This window comes from Allofrancisella guangzhouensis, from assembly GCF_000815225.1.
Classification (GTDB): Bacteria; Pseudomonadota; Gammaproteobacteria; order Francisellales; family Francisellaceae; genus Francisella; species Francisella guangzhouensis.
The window spans coordinates 1235174-1261610 of the sequence record NZ_CP010427.1 but is presented as its reverse complement, the minus strand read 5'-3'; the positions used below and the strand labels follow the sequence as shown (position 1 = coordinate 1261610).

The window sequence follows — 26437 nt, the reverse complement described above, 5'->3', positions numbered from 1 at the left end:
ATTTGCCAAAGAGGTATTCATAATATGGTAAAATCCAAAATAATAGAGAACTTTAAATTTAATTTTTAATATGAAAGTAGTAGAAGTAAAACACCCAATGGTTAGACATAAGCTAGGACTTATGCGTGTTAAGGATATTAGCACCCAAGAATTTAGACGCTTAACAAAAGAAGTTGCTAGTTTATTGACGTATGAAGTAACAGCAAACTTTGAACTAGAAGAATTAGAAATTGTTAGCTGGGAAGGTAAGAAGATTATGGTTGAGCAAATTAAAGGTAAGAAATTAACGGTAGTACCTATTTTAAGAGCTGGTTTGGGCATGTTAGATGGAGTGTTTGAACATATCCCAGCAGCTAAAGTAAGCATGGTGGGGATGTATCGTGATGAAAAAACAGCTAAACCAATACCATACTTTGCAAAACTTTGCGATAAATTAGATGAGAGGATAGCACTAATAGTTGATCCTATGTTAGCAACTGGAGGTTCAATGATTGAAACTATATCACTCCTTAAAAAAGCAGGGTCAAAAGATATTAAAATTATTACGCTTGTCGCAGCACCAGAAGGCTTAGCAGCGTTAAAACAAGTTCATCCAGATGTTGAATTATATACAGCATCTATAGACAGTTATTTGAATGAGCAAAAGTATATTATCCCAGGCTTAGGAGACGCAGGAGATAAAATTTTCGGCACAAAGTAAAATTAATTACCTTAAGTTTTACTATTATCTATTGGTCTCACCGTTGATGTGTCTAAATATATTAGGTACTCAAAACTGATAAAAATTAGTTGATTTACCCACCTGCTATCGTAATTTATTTAAATTAGCTATCAAAAATTACTACCCCTTATTAGGTTCCATGAACAAAAATTTTTGCATAAAGATGTTAAGTATATTAAACAGTATAAGTAAGTATTTCTTTAGTAGAGTCAGTTAGTCGCCCTGATAAGAAGTTTATAGTTATTAATTCATATGCTTTTTAGAGCTAATTGTATACTTATGCAATCATTGGATTTTTATTAACTGAAATTCAGCGTCTTGTCCTTTGTATTTAATGGGACCTACTGGAAAAACATTAAAATATTCATTGTTATCATTACAGCTGGCTGTGTAACATAAAGCTACCCTTTCATCATGTATCTTAAGAAATAAGTAGCTATATCCAATAGCAGGATCAAAAACATCTATCTCTGCTTCTTTTTCTTGTGTTGTTTTATTTATTATTGAAAATTGAACTTCTTCATCAGTGAGAAGTGTATCACACTGCACTACAAGGTGAATACTATCTGAGTCACCAGTCCTACAATTTCCACTTTCTCCATGAGGTTGAAATGCCTCACTTATATAATACTGCTGTTGTAACAAAGGAGACAAGGAGACGACATATGTAACTGTTGCGTTACATAAGTAAGGTACTAAAATTAAAGGTAATGTTAATAGGATTTTTTTAAACATCATGAAGATATACCAATTGTTGATGCATTTAGTATAAAAATAACCAGTTAAAAAAGTATAAACAAGGGTTTTATAGCAAACTGGTTGTATGGTTGCAATAGCTAGATTAATTTAATAAAAGAAATATTTTAGAACATTTTTAAAAATATAAGACAAACTTTAGTTTTAGATAATAGATTCAAAGCTAGTTAAGCTTAGTTATAAGCTACGTCTTTAACGCCATCAACCCAAGTCCATCCTTGGTAAGAGTCTGAATTTAGGATCCAGGTCATCACGCCACCGTACTGGTTGTATTTTTCAAGATCCCCATCTGTTATATCTTTAGTGATATCAGCAGGGTTATACAAACCTACACCAGAGCATGATGCATCAGCTAAACAAGCGCCATGTATATAAGCATCCTCTGTAACAGATGGATCTTTATAATCTGGAACACCAAGGACTATTTTTGTTTCTTTTGGTACATAGAAAGCATCTTTTGTGATTCCAGGCATTTTATCACGAGTTTCTGGACTTAGTAAATTAAACGTCATGCTTAAGAAACCAACATCATATCCTTTTTTACCACCAAAGTTTGCACCACCATATTGATTATATGTTTGTATAAACACAGCATCAAATTGGGCATCATCCATGAACTCTTGTGTATACATAGGTTCTGCAAATTTAGCAGTACCGCCACCTCCTTGTTCATTTGTCCAGCCAGTTATTTGAGGAGCTGCTGTTAAGAATGCATCTTTACCTGTTATAGATTTATACTCAGCCTTCATAGCATTAATATAATTAATAAAGTTTTCTTCAACTTGAGCACCATTTGTTGGATGCTCAACATCCACATCTAAACCATCGTAGCCATTTTCTGCAAGGAATTTACCCATAGCCTTACCAGTTATTGCAGCATTAGCACCAGTCATATCTGGAGTAAAATAGTTAACTCCGCCACCAATAGAAAGTAATGAAATACCACCATTATCATGGATAATCTCTTGCTGTGCTGGAATTCTTGCTAACATCTCTGGAGTAAAGTCAACATAACCAGGACCATCTAAATCAACACGTCTTACAGGATTTGTACCAGGCACGATACCATGAAAATCTTGCCCAGCAAAAGCATAAACAATCACATTATAGCCATTTTTCATAGCTTCTGTTATCATTTCATTTGTAGTATCTGGCTGAGAGTACCATTCAGCATAATAACCTCTAACGTAACCGACTATTACTCGATCAGGCCATTCTGACGTTGGAGCCTCAGAATATTTTATAGTTACATTCAGACTATCCTGATCAGCGACAAAAGAATTAGGGTTTATATTAGCCTTATATCCAGAGATATTATCAGCTGTTATATTCCAAGTATCACCATCTTTTGGCAATTCTTCTGTATATACACCATTATCTGCTACTTTTAATAACTGACTAGAGCCACTATTACTTGTAAAATGTAAAGTTGTTTCTTTATCGTTTGGCATATCTGATACAGTTACGATTACTCTCACACTAGCTATTTTTGTAGTAGTAAAGTTAAGCTGCGCATCTGCGCTGTTTCCTGTTGTAACAGTTACAACTATTGGTTGAGCTTCATAGCTATAACCGTTATAAGTAAAGCTTTTAGCAGAAATAGTGTATTTTAGGCCCTCATCTGAAGCTAGTAAATTATCTATTACTGTAGCTGATGTGAAGTTAACCTCTCCCTGTGATACTACATCCCCGGTACTATTTTTAATTGTATAAGTAGTTGATTTAACCGCATTATTATCTGCACTAGCTGTTAGGTTTATAGATCCTACTTGTGCTTGCTTATAATTTATTGAAATGTTTTTAGTTTCATCTTTAGCTATAGAGAAGCTATTAGGAGTTGCTATACCTTGACTTGTTCCAATAGATGCTACTTGGACTTTTAGTTTACCAGCTGGTACATCTATTTTAGCTTTAGAACCCCAGGCTGCATTTTTAATTTCTGCTACTTTAACATCATTTTCATTGAAAATACTTATACTAGGTTTCTCATCTGATGTTATAAAACTAGGTTTTGTAGGTATTGTAAAATCTAACGTAGCCATTTCTTGAGCAGGATCTTCACCTATTAGCTTCCAAGGTCCCCATTCTCCAGAAGTTTCAGGATTGTTACCTTGAGTCCAATATTTAGCTTCGTATATAGAGCCATTATAGGTTACTTGGTCGCCTCCATTATAAATAGCGGAAGGATCCCAAGCTTTTATCCCTGGTGTAGGTTCAGGGGCAGGCTTTGCAGTATAAGTTAACGCAATAGTTGTAGTAGCAGCTGAAACTGTTACTGTAGAAGGAGAAATAGTTCCTTCGTCATTTTTAAGTTTAACGGTATAAGTTTCTGAAGCATCTTTTGGATACTCTAAAGTAACCTTACCATTTGAAACAGCAAAAGTTCCTTTTGAACTTACAAAATCAACTTCAGCGGTAGTAGGAAGTTCACCGTTAATAGAAACACTTGCTGTAACCTGCTCAGAAGGAGTTGGACTTGGCCCAGGACCTGTTTCATCCCAAGCATCAGCACCATATGTTCCAGCAGGTTTATATGCAGCTATTTTACACCAGCCGCTCTGTGGCCAAGGTTTACATTTATAAGTTTTGCCCTCATCAGTTACAATAGTACCTGCAGAATAGCTACTTAGATTGGAAGTAGACCAGGCTTCAGCAGCAAAAGCTGAAGACCCCATTAGGGTTAAGGTTACTACCGAGACTAATTTTCTTTTTATATCCATTTTTCTCTCCTTAGTTTTAATGTAAACAGTTATGTTTACCCATTGTAATTATAGCTATAAGTCAATATATTTGGTAGGTGGATTATTAATAGTCATTGATTAAAATTAATTAACAAGTATTTGAGTTGTTAGAAAATAATATAACAAAAACAGTACAAGTTAAAAAAGTTTAAAGCCAAATTAAGAAAATATTTTGTAAAGGAGTTTAGGTGTATGCCACATATAATAGTAGAAGTTTCGCAAAAATTCGATAAACAAATTGTTAATAATATTATTCAAAAAGCACAGGAATATTTGATAAATAATCTACCTACTAAACTAGAAACTTTTAAAAATAGAGTTTATGTTTATGATAGTTGTATGGTTGGTGGTTTGACTTCTGAAGAATTAATACATTTAACCATAAAGATTCTGTCTGGACGTAGGCAAGAACATTTAGTCAATATAGCAAATCAATTAAGGTCGCTGTTAGCTAAATACTTAGACACAATAAGTCTAGAAACTAAAAATTATACTTTGACCCTTGAGATTTTAGAATTAGCTCCAGCCTACGTTAATTAACTTGAACAACTTAGATTATTTAGGAGTTTCTTTATACTACCTAATCGATTAATATATTTCGTTAATATTACGTTTTTAGTTTACTATGAATAAATATAAGAAATTACTTTTTTCAAGCCTTGGCTCTGCTTTTGAGTATTATGATTTGGCTATATATTCCGTGTTTGCAGTTGCAATAGGAGAAAAATTTTTTGATAAAGATAATACTATTAGTAGCACACTAATGGTGTTTTTGGTTTATGTAGGTGGTTATTTGGTAAGACCATTTGGTGCTTGGACGCTTGGTTATATAGCAGATAAAAAAGGTAGAGCCTTTATTTTAAAGTTAAATATGGTTTTATTATTTTGTTCAACTTTATTATTAGCTATTTTACCAAGCGTTGAGAGTATAGGAGTTTGGGCGACATTATTTTTTGTTAGTTTACGATGTATCCAAGCTATAGCTATAGGTGCGGAAATTCCTGTAGCTGTAATATTTACTATAGAAAATTACCCTAAGAGACAAGGTTTAGTAACTGGAATTATTTTTTCTTGTTTAAGTTTGGGTATTATGATGACAACAGTAGTTCTTTTTATAGTAACTAACTACACTAGTGATTCTTTCGTAAAAGAATACGGTTGGCGAATAGGATTTTTAATAGGGGCTATATTTACATTTAGTTTATTCTTCTTAAGAAAAGGTATAGTTGATGATCTACCAAAACCAGTTGTAAATTTAAACAATCAAAACACTAGCCTGATATCATTCGTTGCAAAGGTTTTAGTAGGTATGATGCTAGTAGCCTGTATTGCAATGCTAACAACACAGCTTTATATGTTCTTACCGTCATTTTACCAGATGTATTTAACTTCGAAAGTAGAGCTGGCAAATTTACTTCTAGTAGGTTCTATAATAATGACTATTAGCTGTATAATAGGGGGTTTTATAAGTGATTACGTACCAAAAGAAAAGCTAATGGGTATATTAGTTCTTATAAGTATAGCTCTTGCACCTATCTTTTATAAGAATGTACTTGACGGTAGGAGTATATATTCTTGTTTTATAATTTTATCAATAGTTATGGGATTTTTTGCCTCTACATATAATGTTATAATTGTTAATTATTTTAATTTTGATTATAGAGGTAGAGGGCTTGGTTTAGCTTACAACCTTGGATATTTAGTATTTTCTGCTGGGGTTCCAGCTTTTTCAATATTTTTAATTTCTACGACAGAATCATTATTAATACCGGCTTATTTAATAGTTTTTGCAGGTGTAATTTCACTTATAGGTTTGGTAGTTTCAGACTGGTTTACGAAAAAGGTTTAAATATCATAGTAGATGGATCAGATTTAAATTGATTATAAAGTTCTATAATATATCTATCAGTCATAGATGATATATAGTCACTTATGATTCTAGCCTTTTGGCGAGTATTATTTGCACTGTAGAAAATAGCTCCGATATCATCAGGCAGTAAACTATCGTTAGGGTTTGATTCTATGAGTATATCGAAAATTTCTGAGATTATTTCTCTACCCCTATAACGTAAGATATTTAGTTTTGGCGATTTTATAATTTTAAATAAAATGTATTTCTTTAGCACCTCAACTTGTTTTCTAACTTGGTTATCGAGGTAAACTCTTGAAATAATAGGGACATCTTTATTTAAATCGAACTTGATATTTTGGATGCAGTTATTTACTAATTTTGATGTCAGCTTTGTCCGTAGAAGGCTATTGGTAGCTATTTTTTTAGAAATCCTGTGAATATCTCTACTATCAGTTTTAAAGTCAATATAATCTGAAAAAATATCTTTTAATATTTCCTTAACCTCACTAGCTGTAATTTTTAAATCTTTAGGCATAGCATTTAGTATTTTTTGGAGAAGTTTGTCATCAACACTAGCTATAGATAGTGGATCTATGAAACCACCTTTAAGTGCATCCTCAACATCGTAAGTTGAGTAAGCAATATCATCAGCAATGTCCATTATGTAGCATTCTATGGTTTTGAAAGGTTGGTTCACTTTAGTAGCATATGGCTCTAAAAGTTTTTGTTTTATATCATCAACTAATTTAGCCTCTTCATTATAGTATCCTTTAGTTAGTTCACGGGAGTCACTAATAGGAGGTATTAAACAGTCATATTTTATAGTAGCAGCTAGTGTTCTATATGTTAGGTTTAAACCAAAACTTTGTTTTTGATCGACATCTTTTTTTGCTGTATGAGAAATCAGTCTTAGTGTTTGAGCATTACTCTCAAAGCCACCGAAATTCTGCATTTTTTTATTTAGAGCTATTTCTCCATTATGACCAAAAGGAGGGTGTCCTATATCATGACAAAGAGCAGCTGTTTCTATAAGGTCATAGTCTAAATTTAAACTGTATTCAGCATTTAGTCTAATTGCTATAGATTTTGCTATTTGGGCAACCTCTAAAGAGTGAGTTAATCTATTTCTGAAAAAATCATTTTCAAAGTTCGGAAAGATTTGAGTTTTTGCTTGTAGCCTTCTAAATGATGATGAATGTACGACTCTAGCATAATCTCTCCTAAATGGTGAAAAATGCTCTTTATAAGATATATCGTTATTCTGTCTTATGTAATCATTTTTGTGATAGAGATTTGTAGCCATATTTAAATTAAGCTCAAAATTATTAGTTATAGGTAAATAATATGCTTGCTTATAGGTATATTCAATAGTTGGTTTTAAAGATGTAATTAGAAAATGTTAATATCAGAATGTATATCCATTAAGTACTAGCTTATCTCCATAGAGATTTGGCGATATAAATATCACTAAATCAATATATGATCTTGGCAATATTTTTGCCGTAGAAGTTTGAAATTATTTTTTGACACGTTAAGATGAAGTTACCTTTTGAGACCAAAAGGTAAGCAATAAAATAAAAGGAAGGAGAAAAATATGGGAAATTTAACATTATCAGCAAGTACACTCATAGGTGACAAAGTAGTTAATTATGATGGAGAGGATTTGGGTGAGGTAAAAGAAATTATGCTAAACACCGAAACAGGCGAGGTGGCTTATATAGTTGTATCATTTGGTGGATTTATGGGGATAGGAGATAAATTGTTTGCTATCCCTCTAACAGCTTTTGAAATAGATACGGCTAACAAGCAATTTAAGCTTGATAAATCAAAGGCAGATTTAGAAGAAGCTCCTGGGTTTGATAAAAATAACTGGCCCAAACCTGATTCTTCTTACTGGACAGGAGATACTTTGGCAGAATTTTATAATGTCTAATGCTCTATAGATTTTATTAAATTACTAAGATATTTTCTAAAGAGTTAAAAATTTTTTCTTTTAAAAAAGGGGTTAAAAATGAATCAATCTAAGGAGAATATTCAAAAAGAGCAACCTGGGCTAACTTCTGATATGAATATCAAACCTATCCATATTTATAAAGGCTATAGCCCTGCAAATAAGCTTAACGGTAAAGTTGCTCTTATTACAGGTGGTGATAGTGGGATAGGGAAGGCTGTAGCCTTGCATTTTGTAAAAGAAGGAGCAAAAGTTGCTTTTACTTACCATACCAGGGAAAAAGAAGATGCTAAAGAGACCTTAGAAGAATTAAGAGAAGTAGTCAATGATAAAGATGACATATTAGCATTTGAGATTGATATTAAAGATAGTAGTCAATGTAATGAGTTTGTTGAGAAGTCTTATAAACATTTTGGTAGTATAGATGTGCTTGTGAATAATGCAGCTGTGCAATTTCCTCAAAATGATTTTCTTGATATATCAGAAGAGCAATTAAAAGAAACTTTTGAAACTAATTTTTACCATTATGTGTATATGATAAAGGCAGTCTTAAAATATATGCAAAAAGGAGCTAGCATAATAAATACTACTTCTGTCACTGCTTATAAAGGTAGACCTGACTTGATTGATTATTCTTCCACAAAGGGTGCTATCGTAGCACTTACACGTTCTTTAGCTAAAAATATAATTAAAAATGGTATAAGAGTAAACGCAGTAGCTCCAGGACCAGTATGGACCCCTTTAATACCTTCAAGTTTTGATAAAGAAAAGGTGGAACATTTTGGAGAAAGTACTTTACTAGGTCGGCCAGCGCATCCAGCAGATATAGCTCCTTCTTATGTGTTTCTTGCTAATGAGATAGAGAGTAAATATTTTATTGGTCAAGTGCTTCATCCTAATGGTGGAGAGATTGTAAACGGTTAAAGGAGGAGTGAGATGCCTTATAATGCATTAAGCGAATTACCAAAAGGAGTGCAGAATGTCCTTCCAAAGCATGCTCAAGAAATTTATAAAGAAGCTTTTAACAACGCTTGGGATGAGTATAAAGATAAATCAAAAAGAAAAACTGATGAAGATAGAGAAACAATATCCCATCAGGTAGCATGGTCAGCAGTTAAACAAAAGTATTACAAAGATCAACAAACTGGGAATTGGTATAAAAAGTAACTTGTTATAAACAATATTTTATAACAACGCGTTTTACGCGTTAAGCCTTGTGGATACTGAGCTGAGCATAGTTGAAGCATGACTATACTAACTACGAGATTTTAGGTTTTGTTATTTTTTTGCTTTTTTAGCAGCCTCATCAACTGCAGAGCCAGCTTTTTCAGCTGGGCCCCTTGGATCTAAAGCCTCTTTAACGTTTTTAGCCCCTTTTTTAGTGGCCTCCCAAGCGTCACTAGATTTATCACCAATAAATTCACCAGTGTTTTTAGCCCCTTTTTTGGTCGCTTCCCAAGCATCTCCAGCTTTTTCAGCTACATATTGGCCTGCATTATCTAATTTTTCACCTACATCTGCTGCCGGTCCTGCCAAAGAAGTAGATATTAGTAACGTTGATAATAGTAGTAAAGACATGTTTTTTTTGTTCATGATTTATCTCCTCTTTTTTGTTTAACATTATATACTGTAAATATCATAAATTAAGGTGTCAAATATTATACGGCAAAAAATACACCAAAGTTTTAGAAATATTTGAGTAACAATATATGTCTTATAATTATGTTTTTTTTTTGAAGGGATATATTAGCAGTAATCACGTAAAGGTATTAGTGTTTTATAGATGTTTGTTATCACTATTTAAATTCCAGCAAATACTTAAAAGTAGAGTCGCTAGTACACAAGAGCTTATAAGGAAAATAAATACAGCATTCCAACCAAGGTACGTCGCTATAATCCCTATAACAGCTTGAGCTCCTACTGTTCCTAAGAAATAACCAAATAATCCAGTAAAACCAGCAGCTGTACCTCCTGCTTTTTTAGGCACCAGGTCTAGAGCTAGGATTCCAATCAATGCAACTGGTCCATAGATGAGTACACCCATAGCAGATAATGATAAAAGTAGTATCCAAGCTGTATTGCTATGCCAGTAGACAAATAAAACAGCTATAAATAAAATCATACAGATAACACTTACAGGAGCTCTACGGCTATTAAAAAATCTATCTGTAATCCAACCAATAACTATGGTTCCTGGTATCGCGGGTAATTCAAATAAAGCAAACCCTAATAAACCAGTAGTCGCCGACATATGTTTAACTTGTACTAGATAGTAAGTAGACCAGCTAAGTAGGCCATATCTTGCGCAATACACAAAAGCATTTGCTATAGCTATTAACCATACCCATTTATTGTTTAGTACATATTTAAAGAAAATTTCTTTGGCAGTAAGTTCTTTTTCCTCATAATTAGTTTGACTAACATAACCTTTATATACTTCTATAGCAGGAAGTCCTACAGATTGTGGAGTGTCTGCACCAAATATTAGTATTAAAACTGCTACAGATATACATAAAATACCAGCAACATAAAAGAGTCCATGCCAGTCATTATTAAATAAATATAATCCTATCGGCACAACCGCGATTGCTAAAAAACCAGCTCCAACGTTATGGGCAGTATTCCAAACTCCCATTTTTGTGCCACGTTCATGTGCGCAAAACCAGTGTGTCATAATTCTAGCACAAGCCGGCCAGCCCATACCTTGAACCCAGCCATTTGCAAACATGATTACAAACATTAGTAAAACGCCTAAAGAAAGCACGTTTGGAATTATTAGGTTTAATAGACCACTTATTAATAATCCTAATGCAAGAAAAACTTTGGCATTACTTCTATCTGCTAAGTTTCCCATGAGAAACTTACTTACTCCATAAGCTATACCAAGTCCAGCTCCAATTAAACCTAGTTCATCTGGTGAAAGGGTAGTTATGTATTGTTTAGAGACATCAAAACTGCTACGTCCAAAGTAGTATGTAAAGTAGCCAATATATGCTACAAGGAACATTCTTAAGCGCCATTGAGGGTATTTAATAGCTACTTTTTTATCATCTAATAAAGGTAATGTCTTAGCAGGTTTTAAAAACTTCATTTTCTATTTTTCTAACTCTAAAATATCTTCTTAGTTTAGGGTAAATTTGTAGCTTAGACAATTATTTTTTTAACTTGTCAATAAAAAAATATTATATATTTTGCTAACAAATCTTAGTTATTTTAAGTTTTAGTACATAATATATATTATAAGAAAAAGTGGATGTAATATATGCAAAAAAATAAAATTAATACAGTTAACGCCCCGCAAGCAATAGGAGCTTATGAGCAAGCGATTGTTGTAGGAAATTTTGTTTATACTTCGGGGCAGATAGGTTTAAAACCAGATAGTAATTTAATTAGTAAATGTATAAAAGAGCAAACAACCCAAGTTATGGAAAACTTAAAAGCTGTATTAGAAGCAGCTGGCTCACGTTTAGATAAATTAGTAAAAGTTACTATTTTTATAAAAGATATGAATGAGTTTAGTGTTATTAATGAAGTTTATAGCTCATTTCTGGGTAGTAATTACCCAGCTCGATCATGTGTGGAAGTATCAAGACTACCAAAAGATGTAAAAATTGAGATCGAAGCAATAGCTATACTTTGATTTTTAAATTAGATATTTGTAACTTTATTAGTTTAAATTTTGCTTAAGGAAATTTGTTAAAAATGAAAATATTTCGTCATTTATATACACAGGTTTTAATTGGTATTTTTATAGGAGTTATAGTAGGAATTTTTGCACCAAGTATAGCTGTTGCTCTTAAGCCATTGGCTGATGTTTTTATCAAGCTTATTAAGCTTATGATCGCACCTATTATATTTCTAACTTTGGTTTCTGGCATTGCTGCTATGAAAGATCTAAAAGCAGTTGGTAAGATAGGTGGAGTGGCACTATTATATTTCTTTACAACTACCGCGGTTGCTTTAACAATAGGTATGGTTGTAGCAAATATATTTAAACCTGGTGTTGGTTTAAATATAAATCCTAACTCTCTAGATATAAATAATGCTAAAGCTTATATGGGCAATGTTGAACATGTTGAAGGTCTGAAAGGTTTCCTTATGAATATAATACCTAACTCTTTTGTTGGGGCGTTTAGTAATGGAGATATTCTTCAGGTATTATTTGTATCTATATTGTTTGCAGCTGGTCTTATACTTTATGGAGATAAAGGACAACCAATCTTAGAGGGTATCCAGTCACTAGCAAAAGTGTTTTTTAAAATGATCCATATAGTAATGTATTATTCACCATTAGCAGCTTTTGCAGCTATGGGTTATACCGTGGGGATGTATGGAGCTAGTGCATTGCTTGGGCTATTAGGGTTACTACTTTGTTTTTATATTACTTGTTTATTATTTTTATTGGTGTTTTTAGGTTTAGTATTACGACTTTATTGTAAAATTAGCATATTTAGGTTATTAAATTATATAAAGACAGAAATTTTCATAGTACTCGGCACATCATCATCTGAAAGTGTACTACCTAATCTAATGGAGAAATTAGAACAGGTAGGTTGTGATAGATCGATAGTAAGTTTAGTTGTCCCTACTGGATATTCGTTTAACCTTGATGGTACAGCTATATATTTGTCATTAGCAGCTATTTTCATAGCACAAGCTTTAGGTGTGGATCTTACATTACAGCAACAAATATTTATGTTAATGATTATGATTATTAGCTCTAAAGGAGCAGCAGGTGTGACAGGTAGTGGTTTTATAATACTAGCAACAACTTTAAGCGCTTTAGGAGTTGTTCCTGTATCTGGTATAGTAATTATATTAGGTATAGATAGATTTATGTCAGAAGGACGATCTATTACCAATATGATAGGTAATGCTGTAGGTACGATCATTATATCAAAATGCCAAGGTAAGCTTGACGTTAAGCAGGCAAAAGTAGCTTTGAAATATTAGTGATCTTAGCTGCTTTAGTTTTGCTTAAAAATTGACTAGCTACTACCACTCTTAATGCTACAGTTTCATAGACAGAAGTTCTTTATTTCCATAATATATTTATGATGTATCTACCAGTAGAGTTGGAATGCCAGGTATTTTTTTACATAAGTCAGTTGAGTGAGCTATTAATATGTTAATGATAAGTATAGTTATAGTTTAACCACCTTATCAAAACTTTCTAGTAGCTTAATATTATGAGTGATAAAAATAACCGTCTTATTTTTTATTAGTTTACATAAGTTATTAAAAACAACTTTTTCAGTTTCTTTATCTAAGCCTTCAGTTGGCTCGTCTAAGATTATGATAGGTTTATCTTGTAAAAAAGCTCGTGCTAGGGCAAGGCGTTTTTGTTGTCCTCCTGAAAGGTGCTTGCCAAGCTCACCTGTCCAAGTATCTAAACCTTTTGGTAAAGATTTTACATAATCAGCTAATAAAACGTTTTCCAAAGCTTGGTAAAGTTCATCATCTGTAGCGTTATCTTTTGCTAGTAGCAAGTTTTCTCTAATAGTAGAGTTAAAGATATGTGGGGATTGATTTATGACAGTCATTAGGTTTCTTAGCTGATCTTCGCTAATTTTTTTGATACTTGTTTCACCTATAGATAGACTGCCTTGTTTGACATCCCAAAATCTTGCTAGAAGATTTATAAGGGTAGATTTACCATTGCCTGTTGGGGCAAATAAAGCTATCTTTTCACCAGTTTTTATTTCAAGAGAGAAATTATTAAATATCTGCTGATCATCGTTGTAGCCAAATGACACTTGATCAAATTTTATATCATAGTTATTTATGGGTTTATATTCACTTAAGTAGTTAATATCTGGCTTTGAGTCTGTAATATTTAAAATCCTTTTAGCTGCAGAGAGGGTTTTTCCAAGATATTGATATGCAAGTGGTAAAGGCATAATTGATTCAAACATCGCCATAATAGCTAAAAATATTAGGGCAATAAAAGCTCCATTTATTGAACCTTCATTTGTTAATTTAACTGCAAATATTGTCACCATGACTATAATTAAACCAAGAGCTAAAGTCATAAGAGCACTACCAAAACCGCTAATAATACTTAGCTTAGCTTCTTGTTGTAATAACTCTAGGTTATGTTGTTTTATCTTCTCAAAATGTTTATTTTCTAAGTCAAATATTTTTAATTCAGCCAGGGAGTTAACGTGTTCAACTGTATCAATTTTTAATTCACCACTTTTGTTATTTAAAGAATGTGATTTTTTAAAAGCTAAAACGCTGTTAAATAAAGGTATTATAAAACCAATGAATAATAAAGCTAAGGCTGTAAAAATAGCTAAGGTAAAACTAAAAAAGCTAAACAATAAAGCTATGACAAAAGTTGCTAATACAAAAACAATAGTTGGTGAAAGTATGCGAATATATAGATTATCCAAAGCTGTAATATCATTTACTAATCTAGTTAGTAAATCACCACTTTTATACTTGTATAAATGTGACGGTGCAAGAGGTTCAAGCTTTTGATAAAACCATACACATATATCTGTGATGATTTTGAATGTAGCTTCATGAGTAAGTATTCTTTCACCATATCTACTAACAATCCTACCTAGGGAAAATGTTCTCACTCCAGCAGCAGGATAAAAATAATTAAAAGAAGTTGCTATAGCATAGGTAGTTGTAGCTAGGTATCCTGTATATGATATAAACCAACCTGATAAAGACATAAGTCCAATACCCATCAGTATAGTCGACCATGCTAATAGAGTTCCTAAAAGCATCCATTTGGATTGATTTTTAAAGAGTTTTATAAAAGGTATTAGATCTCTCATATAGTCACCTCATTTTTATAAAAGTTGTAAAACTCTCCACTTTCTTTTTCAACTAATTCTTTAAAAGTTCCTTGCTGAATAAGCTTGCCATTGTCTAATACATAAATTTTGTCTACACACTCAAGAAAGCTTAGTTTATGAGTTAGCATAATAACAGTTTTATCTTGCCAGTTAGATTTTAATGACTCTATGACTTTAGTTTCAGTATCTTTATCTAGACTGGCTGTTGGCTCATCAAGGATTAAAAGATTGTGTGGTTTTAAGTATGCTCTTGCTAGAGCTAATCGTTGAGCTTGTCCACCCGATACACCAAGGTTTTGTTCACCTATTTGAGTTTCAAGTCCATTAGGTAATGATTTCATAAAATTACCTAAACTTGCCTGATCTATAGCCTTGGCTAACTCTTTATCTGAAGCTTTATTATTTGCAAGGGTTAGATTATCTTTGATTGAGCCTTTAAATAAAGAAGCATTTTGACCTAGCCAAGAAATATTTTTAAGCCAAGATTTTTCTTGTATCTCTTTAAGCTCTATAGAACCATTAATAATTATATTTCCCTGGTATCCTATAAAGCCAAGAATTGTATTAATAAGTGTAGTCTTACCAGCACCACTAGCTCCAACTATAGCAATTTTTTGTTTGTTGTGTATTCCTAAAGATATATTATCAATAGCAATTCTATCACCGTATTTTACTGTTAAATTTTGTATATCGATAGTTTTTATAGTGTCTACTAGTTCTATATCTTTAGTTTGAGAGTGTGGCTGCATATCAAATATTTTTGCTATTTCTACAGCTGCTCCAACAGCTTCAGCTTTTGCATGATAATGAGTGCTTAGTTCACGCAATGGCATAAAAAATTCAGGAGCAAGTAAAAGTATAAACAAAGCACCCTGAAGGTTTAAGTTATGCAAAGACCACCAGATATTATTACCAGCTCCAGCGTTTATAAAACCCATACCTAAGTATATTGCTACTAATGCTATAGATGCAGCTGCAAATAGCTCTAAGACAGCAGATGATAAAAAAGCAATCTTTAAGACTTTCATAGTACGGATTCTATAACTATCTGAAGCTTGGAAAATCTTGTCACTTTGGGATTTACTTTTATTAAAAAGTTTTAAAGTTGTTAAGCCTTTTAAAGTATCTAAAAATATCAGACTCATGCGAGTTAAACTTTTAAAGTGTTTTTGGCTTTCAGACTCAGCTCCTAGTCCAACAATTACCATAAATAGTGGTATCAAAGGAGCACAAATTAATAAGATAATTCCAGCTACAAAACTTTGTGGAAATATAAAAGCTAAAATAGCTAATGGTAATAGACCAGATGAGGTTACTTGTGGTAAAAATTTAGTTAGAAAGCCTGTTAAGCCTTCAACTTGTTCCATAGCACTACTGATAATATTAGCATTTGATGTTTGGCTAACACCAATAGGTCCAAGTTTATTAATATGAGCTATTATATCTTCACGGAGTTGTTTTTTTACAATAATGGCAGCTTTGTAGCTTACTATTTCACGTAACCAACTTAAACTAGCTCTAAAAACTACTATTATGACTATAACAAAAAAATATATTTTTAACTGATCAAAAGACTGTTTTTGTAAATAAGCATCATATGAAATATGAGCCAATAGATAGAGTTGTCCGATAAGTAGTAAACCACTAACAAAGCTTATGATTACAGTTAATTTTATCCATAATTTTGCAGGTAAAGATATTTCATTTAACCATTTGCGAGCTGATTTTTTATCCTGTTTTGATACTGCTGAGCTTTGCATTTGACTAGTGTATTTTTTAAAAAAAAGTATAAGCGATATTATATAGTATTTAAACTTCTATAGCTGTCTTAGAACTTAAACTACCAAAATTTTATAAAATTATGACATTTCTATTTGAAAAATTTTCTAATACCCTAAAATTAAAGACTATAATGGTTGCTAAAATAATTGGTAATGGTATCTACGGGGCTATAAAAGCTATAGGCGATAGTATATACAATGTTATGACTGCTACTGCAAATAAACTAGATGATACTCAAATAGTAATGGCAGAAAATTTAGCTAATATGTTGGATGGTTCTACAAACTGTGTTATTAAGTTAACAGCAAGCAGTGATTGCTAAATAACGCTTAAATTGAATCATTTAAAGGATTATAATATTTAGTATCCTTTTTATTCTAAACGTTTAAAGTTTTGATTTTGTATGAAGAATAAATTTAAAAAACAAAGAAATAAGCATATAATTACTTTTTTTATTTGTGTCATATTGGTTTTAGTATTACTTTTTATCCCTAATATTGAAAGTAAATCAGTCAATCAAGCTAGACATGCGGTTGATAAAGCAGTTAATGATGCTTCTAAAAACCTTAATAATGCTGCACAACAAAATAATATTGCTTCAAATAAACTTGGCTAAGTTAGGTGTTTTTCTATCTTTATGAATATAGTCGGGTTAATTTTGATCTTTGTAACTACTTGATATAGTAGATGTATATTCCAATATGTCATGGATAAGCTAGAAGCTGCAGCTAAGCCATATACTCCCCAAATTTTCGTAAATATAATCCCTAAAACTATATTTATGAGTAAAGCAATATAAAAAGCTATACAAGTTTTTTTCTCATACCCTGCCATATTTAGAATAGTAGCAACGCACCCAGACAATACATTTATTATTTGTCCTATCATTAAGATTGAGAAAATGAAATAAGAAATAGTATATTGCTCACCATATAATAACGTAATAGGGTAGCCACATACCAAAAGCACTACTATTGCAAAAATTGATAAAAAGAAAATAATCTTTGTATATGATGTTACGCGTTTTTGAAATTCTATGAGAGAACAGTTTTTATAATCATCGGCAATCTGTGAAAGGATATTTGCATTTACAGCATTTAGCACAAAACTTACTAAAGCACTTAACTGTAAGGCTACACCAAATAAAGCTATACTTTTAGTGTCTGATATCCCTTTTAATATCAAAATATCTATTTGAGATAGAAGTAAAAGTCCCCATTGCATGAGTGCAAATGATAGGTTACTGCCACTAGGTTTAGAGTTTTTAAAGGAGTATTTTTTAAGCTGGATTAGCCATACTAGAGCTATATATATAAACATAAAAGCTGCCATATTAGAGACTAAAGTTACAGTAGCATTTATATGCCAAACGATAAAATAAAGAGTTATCAATAGCATAATTATACGTAAACCAAGTTGTAGTAGATTTGCCAAAACTACGACTCTCTTTGCAACAAAAAAAGACTGTAAAATGTTAGCTATAAAAAATGGAATAGTAAAAAGTAACGCAAATATCTCAATGTAGTTAACAGAATCCTTAAAGTGACTATAAGAAAATATTAATGAAATGACAGCGAGTATAATTAATATACCTCTTTTAAAATACCAGTTTTGTACTAGAAAAGTTTCTTTATCTCTTTGGTAAGTAAATAGATCAGATTTACCCCATGTACGTGCTAGTATTCCACCAGCGCCCATAGTTGCTATTACAGCTAAAATTGTTGCAACTGTTACTCCAAATATATAGTATCCATATTCATTAATATTAAGGTGCCTAGCTAAAAGTATAGCGGTAATAAAAGCACAACCTTGTCCAAGAGCTTGGACAAACATCGTCAATAATGATTTTGATAGTATATGATTAGAAAAAATTCTTTTTAGCAAGGGTGTGTTTAAAATTCAATAAGCTTGGTCAAGATTTTAACAGTAATATCTAAATAATATAAGTGAGAAAATAGTAATTCTATAATGAGAGGTTTAGTTACTTGTAGGTTTAATACTTGAATGAAAGAGTTTTATGATTGTTTGTTAGAAAAAAGTAGAGGCTAAAAAAATTGGCCTTAATCTAACACTATAAGTGAAATAAGGTGTCAAATTAAGGAAAAATAAAATGAGTACGCATCAAAAAATAATCAACTCCATTGAATAGGTATTCCCCTCTATCTAAAAGTATTTTACAGCTTTTTTATTATCAGTAATATCATTTATTATTTTGTGTACTGAACTTAGTTTTTATATTAAAACTTTTTATATGATGGACAGAACCTTCAATCCCAATACTGTTATGACTTGGATTTACTAAATCTACATATTTAACCAAATCATCAATACTTAAAGCAGTATTTTTAGTTATAATTTGCCGTACTAACTGCTCTTGTTCTAGGGTTAAGTGGAAAGCACGTGAATTTTCATTACGCCATGGTGATAGACGACGAGTATCCATTTTTTCTAGGCAAGCATCTATACGCCATGAAAGTTTATGAGCTAGTTCAATATGTTGCATAGATAATCCATTTTTGATGTCACCAACTTTTATAATTAGATCTGCTCCATGTAAACATTTTTTTTGTTGACGCTCTTGTCGGTTTTTATATTTAAGAACTACTATACTTCCTCCTAAGTCACGAACTAATTTAGAAATGATATAGCCCCATCCTTTCAATCCTAAAAATGTCTCTTCAGGTTTATCTTGTAACGGATAATTTTTAAATGCTAGATTGTATTCTGAAAGTTTTAAAATAGTTGAAAGAGAGTTCCAGATGTAGTTTATTAGGTTTGAGAAGAACTTAAATAAACGAACAGGAACTAAAAATGGCACATAGACATTTAACTCTTTCAGATAGATATTATATAGAAAATTTACTTAAATTAGGATACTTAGAAGCAGCAATAGCTAATAAAATAGGATTTAGTAAAACAGCTGTTATAAATGAACTTAAAAGGAATAAAGTAGGTAAAAGTTATTCTGCAGAGATAGCCCATAAGTTGTATTGTAGTCGTAGAAAGTCAAATAATCATAAACTTACTAATGAAGTTAAAAAGCTGATAATAGCTTTACTCAAAAAGAAAATATCACCGGAGTTAATTTGTGGTAGATTAAAGCATGAAGGTATAGCTAAGCTAAGTTTTAAAGCTGTTTATAACTTTATACAAAGACATAACCTTAAACAGTTATTATTCTTCAAAGGTAGGCGTTACAAATACAAAAAAGAAGGCTCCTCAAATCAAGGTAAGATAAAGGATAGAGTCAACATATCACAAAGGCCTAAAGCAGCTAATGATAGAAAAGAGCTGTATCATTTTGAAGGTGATACTATAGTCGGTAAAGATCATAAAGGAGCTATTTTGACTATGGTAGATAGAGTTAGTAGATTCACAATTCTAGGCAAAGCTAAAGATAGAACAGCTAGTTCAATTAACCAAATTTTATACAGAGCATCAAATGGTAATAAAATTACCACAGCTACTTTTGATAATGGTAAAGAGTTTGCTAAACACAAAAATTTATCAAATAAAACTGGTATTAAAGTATTCTTTGCAGATGCATATAGTCCATGGCAAAGAGGTACAAATGAAAACATGAATAGGTATATCAGACAATTTATTCCTAAAGGTACTGATTTTAGTAATATCTCTCATCAGTATCTTAGAAAGTTGCAAATTGACTTGAATAATAGACCTAAAAAATGTTTAAATTATTTAACACCTAATGAGGTACATTTCGGAATCAGTATAAACATTGAGACTACAATCTAGCAATGAAAAATATAGAGTTTCAGGATCACTCTTTGAATTAAAACTGTTAGGTTCATTAAACATCTTTTCATAATGATTTAGGCTTACTGGTTCAACAATACCGTTAATTACAATTCCTGATATATAAATTGAATCAACCTTTAGTAATTCAATTTGTCTAAAGAGAGCATACCTTGCTATACCGTTAAACCTAAGACCAAACTTAGCCATTAAGGGTCCCACAAATGCATTGTGAATATTAAATACATAAGAGTCTCTACCAGGCCTTTTGATTAGGCTAAAACCAAAACAAGAGTTCTCTACCTTGTTACCGTTATAATCTACGGGAACCTTTCGCTCGTTGGGAAAATTATATTTTTGGATCAGGCTTTTGAATCTAGGGCTTAACAAATTTATGTTTTTATCCTCAAAATAGATATAGAATTGCCCAAGCATATTAAATTTAAAAGCCTTAAACTCCACGCTTATTTTTTCATAGAATATATCATATAGATAAAAGTCTTTTGAATTTTCCAATTTCTTTTTTGATAATAGCAAATACATTTTCAAACCTTAGATTGTATTCTCAAAGTTATAAAATAGTTGAAAGAGAGTTCCGAATGTAGTTTATTAGGTTTGTTAAGAACAAATAAACGAAAAGGAACTAAAAATGGCACATAGACATTTAACTCTTGATAGATATTGTATACAAAATTTGCTTGAATTAGGATACTCAGAAGTAGAAATAGCTATTAGTAGGTATTAAAACCTATTTAAAATCTTTAAGAGTTATCTCAAAAGATAGTGCTTGGTTAGGACCTATTGCAGCTGGGGCTCTACTGCCATAAGCTGCTTTGGGAGCACAGTATAATATAATAGTGGATCCAACTTGTATTTCTGGTATAGCATCTTTCCAACATTGAATTAGGTTTGTCAGTGGAAAAGTAGCATTATCACTTGAATCAAAAGTAGGACCTATTAGCTTAGCTTGTTTAACTGAATCTAATTTAGAATTATCTTTTCGGTAAGCTACAACAGGAGTAGTTCCTTTGTATGCTATTGTTACTTGACTATCAGTGTTTGGTTTTTTACCATTTCCTTGTTTTACAACTTGATAATAAACATCATCATTAACTTTTATTATATTGTCCATTTTAGAAATTTGTTCTATAAAAGTAGATGAGTTGGTTTGATTTTCTTTAGCTACACCAAGTTGCTTTTTCATCATTTTGTCTTTCAGAATATCTATATTTTTTTCTATTTGCTCTTCAGATAATCTTGGCTTATTATTTGCTATAGCATCCTCAAATCCAGCAATAGTTTGTGCGTCGTTTAGAACGAAGTCTTGTTTAGCAACACCGGATCCAATTTGGTACCCTATTGTGTAACTAGCATCTGCAGACATATTAAGCGTAGTAGGCTTAACCTGTTTTACTATAACTTTAGTAGGTAATACAGTATCTTTTTGAGAAACTGTCATTGATTGCGCTACTTTATTAGTTTGTTCTACAGAGCTAGTATCGTTACTATTAGTAGTAGAGCATGAGCTAATAGTTAACCCTATTAGTGAGTATGATATAATAGTAGTAATTTTTTTGAGTTTCATTTGGACTCCTTATCTTTGTATGTCATTTTTTGATATATTAAAAAAATCAAAAAGCTCTTTATCTAGCATTTGTGATGGTGAAATGTTAGATAATGCCTTAAATATCACATTTTTTCTTTCTGAGTTATTTTGTTCCCATTTGTTAAGCATACCTTTAATAAAGACTCTTTGCAAATTATCTTGCGAACCACAGAGGTTACATGGAATGATGGGAAAGTTTTTTAGTTTTGAGTATTCTGTAGTTTCTTCTTCAGTTACAAAAGCTAATGGGCGAATCACAATATTACGTTTATCATCACTAAGTAGTTTTGGTGGCATAGCTTTGATAGTACCATTATAAAAGAGGTTTAGGAAAAAGGTTTCTATTATATCATCACGGTGATGACCTAGAGCTATTTTAGTAACTCCATGCTCTTGTGCAAAGTCATATAAGATGCCTCTCCGCATTCTAGAGCATAATCCACAAGTGGTTTTACCTTCTGGAATTACTCTTTTTACAACACTATAAGTATCTCGCTCTATAATGTGAAAATCTATATTTTTCTCTTTAAGATAATTTGGTAAAATATCTTCAGGAAAGTTAGGCTGCTTTTGATCTAAGTTTACTGCGATAATATCAAATTTAATAGGAGCTTTTTGCTGTAGTAGCAAGAGCATCTCTAGTAGGCAATAGGAATCTTTGCCTCCAGATAAACAGACCATAATTTTATCACCATCTTCAATCATATTGTATTGATTAATAGCTTGGGCGGTTTTTCGTAATATTTGCTTTTCTAGCTTTTTAAGGTTTTGCTTTTCATTACTCATTGTGGTTTTCTAAAATAGCTTGTTTTATGTCATTAGGTATTTTTTCTAATCTAGCTGTTTTTAAATTATAACAAGCTAGTTTAGTATGTGCTGTTGTGATAATTTTACCATTTCCTGGTATTCTTAGTTCGTATCTAAATTCTATGCTTGCTACTCCTATTTTAAGTACATACTGAGTTATTTCAATTTTGTTTGGGTGTAGTAAAGGCAATATATATTTGCAGCTTTGTTCTGCTATAACAAACTGGATAGAGTTTTTTAAACTCCAGTTAATAAGCTTTTTAAAGCTATAAACCCATTCAGTACGAGCTTCTTCGAAATAATCAAAATATTTCCCATTATTTACATGACCATTCTTATCAGTGTCTGACCAGCGTATATTTGTTATTATCTGGAAAGGTTTTATATTCATAGATTTCTTAGAATAGGTAAGATAATAATGGTTTACGAGGAGCTTCACAATTTTGCAATTGATTAGAGTATTTTTGTGCTATATCAGCTGTTTTTCTGGCATAGTTCTTTAAAAAAGAGTTATTTCTATGAGTACCACGTTTGTATCCACCAATACCTTCATGGTATGCTAAGTATAAGTTATAAGCGTCAGTTTTGTTGATGCCTGTTTTATTATGTACATCGTTTAAATACCAACCTATAAAATCTACAGCGTCAGAAAAATTTGTTCGTGATACAAAAGACTGTTTGGTTTCTTTTTTATAATGATCCCATGTGCCGTCAAGGGCTTGGGCATATCCATACGCTGATGAGGCTCTACCAGCTGGTATAAAACCAAAATAGTAATTCATAGAAGGTTTAGCGTCTGCTCTAAAAGATGATTCTTGGCGAAGAAAAGCCATTTGAATATTAAGAGGTACTCCCCACCTGTTGTAGGAGTCAATCATATCATAATACCAGTCAGGATATTGATGTATTATACTACAAGCATTATTTATATTTTTAGGTTGTTCAGTAGCACAAGAATTAAGTATACCTAAAACAGTAGTTATTGATATGATCTTAAATATTTTTTTCATTTATAAATACCTATAAAAAACATCGACCACTTTATCTTGGAATCTACGGGCATTATATCGATCAGAAGCTTTAATGTCATTAAGCATAATTGAGAAACTTACATAATGATTTTTTGCTGTAAGAACGTAACCTGATAGAGTTGAAACTCCAGCTAGAGTTCCTGTTTTAGCATGTACTTTACCTAGTAGCTTGTCTCCCATTCTGTAAGATATGGTTCCACTTATTCCAGATGCTGGTAAGTAATTGTAAAACTTTTTACCAATAGAACTATTAAAAGATTTAGTTAAAAAGTCAACCATGAACTGGGCTGTGACTTTATCAAGATGTGATAATCCTGAACCATCATACATAGTTAGTGCTGAGGTATCTAAATTAAGTTTAGTATAAAGAATTTCTTGGACTGCTGATGTTCCAACACTGATTGAGCCTATGCCTTTTTCCTTTAAACCAATAGTATTTAATATCGTTTCAGCATACAGGTTATCAGAGTGCTTAAGTGTTTGGTCGATAAAGTACCCTATTGTTGTAGAGCTTATACTTAGTTGTTCATCATTTCCTGATGGTATTAAGGCTGCTATAGCTACTTTGTTATGCTTAATTCCACTGGAATTTAGAAAGTCATCCACAGTATTTAATGTCTTTAAAGCAGGATTTTTAATAGCTAATTTGAACATTTTTTCTGCAGCACGGGACAAATAACCTCTAATATGTAAAATGTTATCGTCATTCATTGAAATGATAGTTGGTTTTGCTAAGTTTGTGTATTCAGCAGTATCCTTGATAGTAATATTGCTAGCGTTGCTAAGTGTAATTACACGAGTTGTTAAGCTGTTTGGGTTCTTAGCAAGCTTTATTACAGTACAGTTTCTGTTTATAGTAAAGCTTGAAGCTGGGGCTCCATAACAAAAAGTACTATCTTCTTTTGACCATCCTTCTGGTATATACGGTCCTGAGAAATTACCAACAAGGTATACATCTCCAGTTATCTGGGTTATTTCTTTTGTAGTTTTTATTTGCTTTAGTAAAGATAATAATTGATCTCCTGTTAAAGCAGGATTGCCTGAAAACTTTATATATAGGTCTCCGTATAAAACGTGACCTTTTACTTTTTTACTGGAATAATTTACTGTAGTTGTAAATGTAAAATTATCAGGTATAGCAAATAGAGCAGCTACCATAGTGAAGACTTTATTATTGCTAGCAGGTTTCATTGACCTATTTTGACCATAAGCGTACAAATTTGCACCAGAGGCTGTATATTGGGCAGCTATACTTATTTTTGCATCAGTTAGTCCATATTTTTTTACTAAATACTGTATTTCACTGCGGGTTGTTGCTGCATAAATGTTGCAGAAACTTGCAAAAGTTAAAAATATAAAGAAAAACAATCTAAATTTTTTATTTAAAATCAAAATTATAAACCATATAGTTTTTAGATTTATAGTTTTGAATGATACCATTTTAAAGACATTAAATACAAGATGATTGTTGTGATTACCTTATTAAAAAAAAGCAAATTAGAAAATTATGCATGGAATGATTTCTTTATTTGCTATTATTACAACATCAGGATGAAATTTTGATAGGATATTAGCAATGAGTCATATATTAATTAAGATTGGTTTAATCTAAGTCTTCTATCTGTTCAAGTAAGGATAAGGAGCTGTTGCAAACTAAAATTATATGATTGCAATTGTGTTAAAATATTCCCATAAAACACTTCGAAAACTTAGTTAGTAAATGAGAAATTATGTCTAATGATGTTTAACTATAATAGTAGCTAGTTGGTTAAAAATTTCACTGTATATGGAGTTTTTTCTCATTACCAGAAAGATTTCCCTTTTAAATTTTGGGTCATTTATCGCTAAATAACTTATATTATCCATTTGAGTACAAGCTATTTCTGGTATAAGAGTTATGCCTTCGTCAATGGATACCATTTGCCGTAAAGTTTCTAAACTGCTCCCTTTAAAATTACTATTGTTATATTCGTTTAATGAGCATAACTTTAGAGTCTGATCTCTAAGACAATGACCCTCATCAAGAATCATAAGGTTTTCTTTTATAATCTCAGCTGTAGTTAGACTCTTTTTTTTAGAAAGCTCATTTGTATTAGCTACAGCAATAAAAAATCTATCATCAAATAATTTTTTAGATATAAGCTGGTTATGATCTATAGTGTCAGCAAGTAAGACAAAATCTAACTTTCCATGCTCGAGCATATTTATAAGAATGTCAGTTTTTTCTTCAATTATAGAGATACTTAGGTTTGGTATTTGCTGTTTTATAGAGGGTAAAACCTTTGGCATGATATAGGGGCATATAGTGGGGAAAGCTCCTATAGAGATGTTAATTTTATTGCCAGCTAAATAGATGTTAGCTATTTTTGTTAAGTTTTTTACTTCAGCAATTATTTTATAAGCTTGAATAATTATTTTTTTTCCAGCTTCTGTGATAAATATCTGTTTTGTACCTCTTTCGAATATTTGTAAACCTAAAGAGTCTTCAAATTTTTTGATTTGCATACTCAATGCTGGTTGGCTAACAAAACATTTTTCTGACGCTGTAATGAAACTTTTGGTTTCATGCACCGCTATTATGTATTCTAAGGTTCTAGTATTCATATAAGGAAAACTTATCAT

26 protein-coding genes are annotated in these 26437 nt (G+C 31.6%); 11 read left to right on the top strand and 15 right to left on the bottom strand.

Annotated elements, in window-relative coordinates:
* The first annotated feature begins 70 nt into the window (after positions 1-70).
* Positions 71-700, top strand: coding sequence for a uracil phosphoribosyltransferase (gene upp, locus SD28_RS05955; RefSeq protein WP_039125045.1), 630 nt, complete (start codon positions 71-73; stop codon positions 698-700).
* Positions 701-1006: 306 nt separating this feature from the next.
* Here the strand turns inward: upp and SD28_RS05950 are convergent, their stop codons facing one another.
* Positions 1007-1375, bottom strand: coding sequence for a hypothetical protein (locus tag SD28_RS05950; protein WP_157698635.1), 369 nt, complete (start codon positions 1373-1375; stop codon positions 1007-1009).
* A 275-nt stretch (positions 1376-1650) separates the two neighbouring features.
* A complete protein-coding gene (locus tag SD28_RS08255; protein WP_039125042.1) occupies positions 1651-4197 on the bottom strand; it encodes a glycosyl hydrolase family 18 protein in 2547 nt (848 codons plus the stop codon).
* A 213-nt stretch (positions 4198-4410) separates the two neighbouring features.
* Between SD28_RS08255 and SD28_RS05940 the strand changes: the two genes are divergently transcribed.
* Positions 4411-4758 (top strand): 5-carboxymethyl-2-hydroxymuconate Delta-isomerase, encoded by a 348-nt coding sequence (locus tag SD28_RS05940; RefSeq protein WP_039125041.1) that lies wholly within the window; start codon positions 4411-4413, stop codon positions 4756-4758.
* A gap of 85 nt (positions 4759-4843) precedes the next feature.
* Positions 4844-6067, top strand: coding sequence for an MFS transporter (locus SD28_RS05935; RefSeq protein ID WP_039125040.1), 1224 nt, complete (start codon positions 4844-4846; stop codon positions 6065-6067).
* On the opposite strand, the gene dgt is transcribed toward SD28_RS05935, so the two are convergent.
* The gene (gene dgt / locus SD28_RS05930; RefSeq protein WP_039125039.1) at positions 6051-7373 is read right to left on the bottom strand and encodes a dGTP triphosphohydrolase; all 1323 of its coding nucleotides are present in this window, start codon (positions 7371-7373) and stop codon (positions 6051-6053) included. The two genes, SD28_RS05935 and dgt, sit on opposite strands and share 17 nt — an antisense overlap.
* Before the next feature lie 291 nt (positions 7374-7664).
* On the opposite strand from dgt, the gene SD28_RS05925 reads away from it, so the two are divergent.
* From SD28_RS05925 to SD28_RS05915, 3 genes are all read left to right on the top strand, one after another.
* Positions 7665-8003, top strand: coding sequence for a PRC-barrel domain-containing protein (locus SD28_RS05925; RefSeq protein WP_052251882.1), 339 nt, complete (start codon positions 7665-7667; stop codon positions 8001-8003).
* A 78-nt stretch (positions 8004-8081) separates the two neighbouring features.
* Positions 8082-8945 (top strand): SDR family oxidoreductase, encoded by an 864-nt coding sequence (locus tag SD28_RS05920; RefSeq protein ID WP_039125038.1) that lies wholly within the window; start codon positions 8082-8084, stop codon positions 8943-8945.
* Positions 8946-8957: 12 nt separating this feature from the next.
* A complete protein-coding gene (locus SD28_RS05915; RefSeq protein ID WP_039125037.1) occupies positions 8958-9188 on the top strand; it encodes a ChaB family protein in 231 nt (76 codons plus the stop codon).
* Positions 9189-9299: 111 nt separating this feature from the next.
* On the opposite strand, the gene SD28_RS05910 is transcribed toward SD28_RS05915, so the two are convergent.
* Together SD28_RS05910 and SD28_RS05905 are read right to left on the bottom strand one after the other, a co-directional pair.
* Positions 9300-9614 carry a hypothetical protein gene (locus SD28_RS05910; protein ID WP_039125036.1) on the bottom strand — a complete coding sequence of 105 codons (315 nt, stop codon included), beginning with the start codon at positions 9612-9614 and terminating at the stop codon, positions 9300-9302.
* 184 nt (positions 9615-9798) lie between these two features.
* Complete coding sequence (locus SD28_RS05905) at positions 9799-11112, bottom strand: MFS transporter (protein ID WP_039125034.1); 1314 nt, start codon at positions 11110-11112, stop codon at positions 9799-9801.
* A gap of 171 nt (positions 11113-11283) precedes the next feature.
* Here SD28_RS05905 and SD28_RS05900 point away from each other — a divergent pair, with 171 nt between their 5' ends.
* On the top strand, positions 11284-11661 hold the full coding sequence (locus tag SD28_RS05900) for a RidA family protein (protein WP_039125031.1): 378 nt from the start codon (positions 11284-11286) through the stop codon (positions 11659-11661).
* 62 nt (positions 11662-11723) lie between these two features.
* The gene (dctA, locus tag SD28_RS05895; RefSeq protein WP_039125029.1) at positions 11724-12974 is read left to right on the top strand and encodes a C4-dicarboxylate transporter DctA; all 1251 of its coding nucleotides are present in this window, start codon (positions 11724-11726) and stop codon (positions 12972-12974) included.
* A 191-nt stretch (positions 12975-13165) separates the two neighbouring features.
* On the opposite strand, the gene cydC is transcribed toward dctA, so the two are convergent.
* Positions 13166-14812 (bottom strand): heme ABC transporter ATP-binding protein/permease CydC, encoded by a 1647-nt coding sequence (gene cydC, locus SD28_RS05890; protein ID WP_039125027.1) that lies wholly within the window; start codon positions 14810-14812, stop codon positions 13166-13168.
* Positions 14809-16593 (bottom strand): heme ABC transporter permease/ATP-binding protein CydD, encoded by a 1785-nt coding sequence (cydD, locus tag SD28_RS05885; RefSeq protein ID WP_039125025.1) that lies wholly within the window; start codon positions 16591-16593, stop codon positions 14809-14811. The genes cydC and cydD overlap by 4 nt, the downstream gene beginning before the upstream one ends.
* 101 nt (positions 16594-16694) lie before the next feature.
* On the opposite strand from cydD, the gene SD28_RS05880 reads away from it, so the two are divergent.
* Both SD28_RS05880 and SD28_RS05875 read left to right on the top strand, forming a co-directional pair.
* Positions 16695-16937, top strand: coding sequence for a hypothetical protein (locus SD28_RS05880; protein WP_039125022.1), 243 nt, complete (start codon positions 16695-16697; stop codon positions 16935-16937).
* 81 nt (positions 16938-17018) lie between these two features.
* Positions 17019-17231: a hypothetical protein gene (locus SD28_RS05875; protein ID WP_039125020.1), complete on the top strand. Its 213-nt coding sequence runs from the start codon at positions 17019-17021 to the stop codon at positions 17229-17231.
* On the opposite strand, the gene SD28_RS05870 is transcribed toward SD28_RS05875, so the two are convergent.
* Both SD28_RS05870 and SD28_RS05865 read right to left on the bottom strand, forming a co-directional pair.
* Positions 17228-18499, bottom strand: a complete 1272-nt coding sequence (locus SD28_RS05870; RefSeq protein WP_039125019.1) for a lipopolysaccharide biosynthesis protein — start codon at positions 18497-18499, stop codon at positions 17228-17230. The genes SD28_RS05875 and SD28_RS05870 overlap by 4 nt on opposite strands.
* Before the next feature lie 316 nt (positions 18500-18815).
* Positions 18816-19433, bottom strand: a complete 618-nt coding sequence (locus SD28_RS05865) for a hypothetical protein (protein ID WP_039125016.1) — start codon at positions 19431-19433, stop codon at positions 18816-18818.
* Between SD28_RS05865 and SD28_RS05860 the strand changes: the two genes are divergently transcribed.
* Positions 19427-20371, top strand: coding sequence for an IS30 family transposase (locus SD28_RS05860; RefSeq protein ID WP_039124962.1), 945 nt, complete (start codon positions 19427-19429; stop codon positions 20369-20371). The two genes, SD28_RS05865 and SD28_RS05860, sit on opposite strands and share 7 nt — an antisense overlap.
* A gap of 748 nt (positions 20372-21119) precedes the next feature.
* Here the strand turns inward: SD28_RS05860 and SD28_RS05850 are convergent.
* The 6 genes from SD28_RS05850 to oxyR all read right to left on the bottom strand — a co-directional run bounded on the left by SD28_RS05850 (position 21120) and on the right by oxyR (position 26419).
* Positions 21120-21956, bottom strand: a complete 837-nt coding sequence (locus SD28_RS05850) for an FKBP-type peptidyl-prolyl cis-trans isomerase N-terminal domain-containing protein (RefSeq protein WP_039125012.1) — start codon at positions 21954-21956, stop codon at positions 21120-21122.
* 9 nt (positions 21957-21965) lie between these two features.
* Positions 21966-22763: a tRNA 2-thiocytidine(32) synthetase TtcA gene (gene ttcA / locus SD28_RS05845; protein WP_039125009.1), complete on the bottom strand. Its 798-nt coding sequence runs from the start codon at positions 22761-22763 to the stop codon at positions 21966-21968.
* Positions 22756-23175 carry an acyl-CoA thioesterase gene (locus SD28_RS05840; protein WP_039125007.1) on the bottom strand — a complete coding sequence of 140 codons (420 nt, stop codon included), beginning with the start codon at positions 23173-23175 and terminating at the stop codon, positions 22756-22758. Before SD28_RS05840 ends, ttcA begins: the two co-directional genes overlap by 8 nt.
* Positions 23176-23182: 7 nt before the next feature.
* A complete protein-coding gene (locus SD28_RS05835; RefSeq protein WP_039125005.1) occupies positions 23183-23794 on the bottom strand; it encodes a transglycosylase SLT domain-containing protein in 612 nt (203 codons plus the stop codon).
* Entirely contained in the window at positions 23795-25183 is a 1389-nt protein-coding gene (dacB, locus tag SD28_RS05830; protein ID WP_052251920.1) for a D-alanyl-D-alanine carboxypeptidase/D-alanyl-D-alanine endopeptidase, read from the bottom strand.
* Between the two features lie 366 nt (positions 25184-25549).
* Complete coding sequence (gene oxyR, locus SD28_RS05825) at positions 25550-26419, bottom strand: oxidative stress transcriptional regulator OxyR (RefSeq protein ID WP_039125003.1); 870 nt, start codon at positions 26417-26419, stop codon at positions 25550-25552.
* Positions 26420-26437 lie beyond the last annotated feature (18 nt).

Excerpts from the sequence above, each read along its gene's own strand:
- SD28_RS05900 (WP_039125031.1), top strand. The coding sequence starts at position 11,284 with ATGCAAAAAAATAAAATTAATACAGTTAACGCCCCGCAAGCAATAGGA.
- SD28_RS05925 (WP_052251882.1), top strand. The coding sequence starts at position 7,665 with ATGGGAAATTTAACATTATCAGCAAGTACACTCATAGGTGACAAAGTA.
- cydD (WP_039125025.1), bottom strand. The coding sequence starts at position 16,593 with ATGCAAAGCTCAGCAGTATCAAAACAGGATAAAAAATCAGCTCGCAAA.
- dctA (WP_039125029.1), top strand. The coding sequence starts at position 11,724 with ATGAAAATATTTCGTCATTTATATACACAGGTTTTAATTGGTATTTTT.
- SD28_RS05860 (WP_039124962.1), top strand. The coding sequence starts at position 19,427 with ATGGCACATAGACATTTAACTCTTTCAGATAGATATTATATAGAAAAT.
- oxyR (WP_039125003.1), bottom strand. The coding sequence starts at position 26,419 with ATGAATACTAGAACCTTAGAATACATAATAGCGGTGCATGAAACCAAA.
- SD28_RS05850 (WP_039125012.1), bottom strand. The coding sequence starts at position 21,956 with ATGAAACTCAAAAAAATTACTACTATTATATCATACTCACTAATAGGG.
- SD28_RS05935 (WP_039125040.1), top strand. The coding sequence starts at position 4,844 with ATGAATAAATATAAGAAATTACTTTTTTCAAGCCTTGGCTCTGCTTTT.
- SD28_RS05875 (WP_039125020.1), top strand. The coding sequence starts at position 17,019 with ATGAAGAATAAATTTAAAAAACAAAGAAATAAGCATATAATTACTTTT.
- SD28_RS05880 (WP_039125022.1), top strand. The coding sequence starts at position 16,695 with ATGACATTTCTATTTGAAAAATTTTCTAATACCCTAAAATTAAAGACT.
- SD28_RS05940 (WP_039125041.1), top strand. The coding sequence starts at position 4,411 with ATGCCACATATAATAGTAGAAGTTTCGCAAAAATTCGATAAACAAATT.
- SD28_RS05920 (WP_039125038.1), top strand. The coding sequence starts at position 8,082 with ATGAATCAATCTAAGGAGAATATTCAAAAAGAGCAACCTGGGCTAACT.
- ttcA (WP_039125009.1), bottom strand. The coding sequence starts at position 22,763 with ATGAGTAATGAAAAGCAAAACCTTAAAAAGCTAGAAAAGCAAATATTA.
- cydC (WP_039125027.1), bottom strand. The coding sequence starts at position 14,812 with ATGAGAGATCTAATACCTTTTATAAAACTCTTTAAAAATCAATCCAAA.
- SD28_RS05905 (WP_039125034.1), bottom strand. The coding sequence starts at position 11,112 with ATGAAGTTTTTAAAACCTGCTAAGACATTACCTTTATTAGATGATAAA.
- SD28_RS08255 (WP_039125042.1), bottom strand. The coding sequence starts at position 4,197 with ATGGATATAAAAAGAAAATTAGTCTCGGTAGTAACCTTAACCCTAATG.
- SD28_RS05910 (WP_039125036.1), bottom strand. The coding sequence starts at position 9,614 with ATGAACAAAAAAAACATGTCTTTACTACTATTATCAACGTTACTAATA.
- SD28_RS05840 (WP_039125007.1), bottom strand. The coding sequence starts at position 23,175 with ATGAATATAAAACCTTTCCAGATAATAACAAATATACGCTGGTCAGAC.
- SD28_RS05915 (WP_039125037.1), top strand. The coding sequence starts at position 8,958 with ATGCCTTATAATGCATTAAGCGAATTACCAAAAGGAGTGCAGAATGTC.
- SD28_RS05835 (WP_039125005.1), bottom strand. The coding sequence starts at position 23,794 with ATGAAAAAAATATTTAAGATCATATCAATAACTACTGTTTTAGGTATA.
- upp (WP_039125045.1), top strand. The coding sequence starts at position 71 with ATGAAAGTAGTAGAAGTAAAACACCCAATGGTTAGACATAAGCTAGGA.
- dgt (WP_039125039.1), bottom strand. The coding sequence starts at position 7,373 with ATGGCTACAAATCTCTATCACAAAAATGATTACATAAGACAGAATAAC.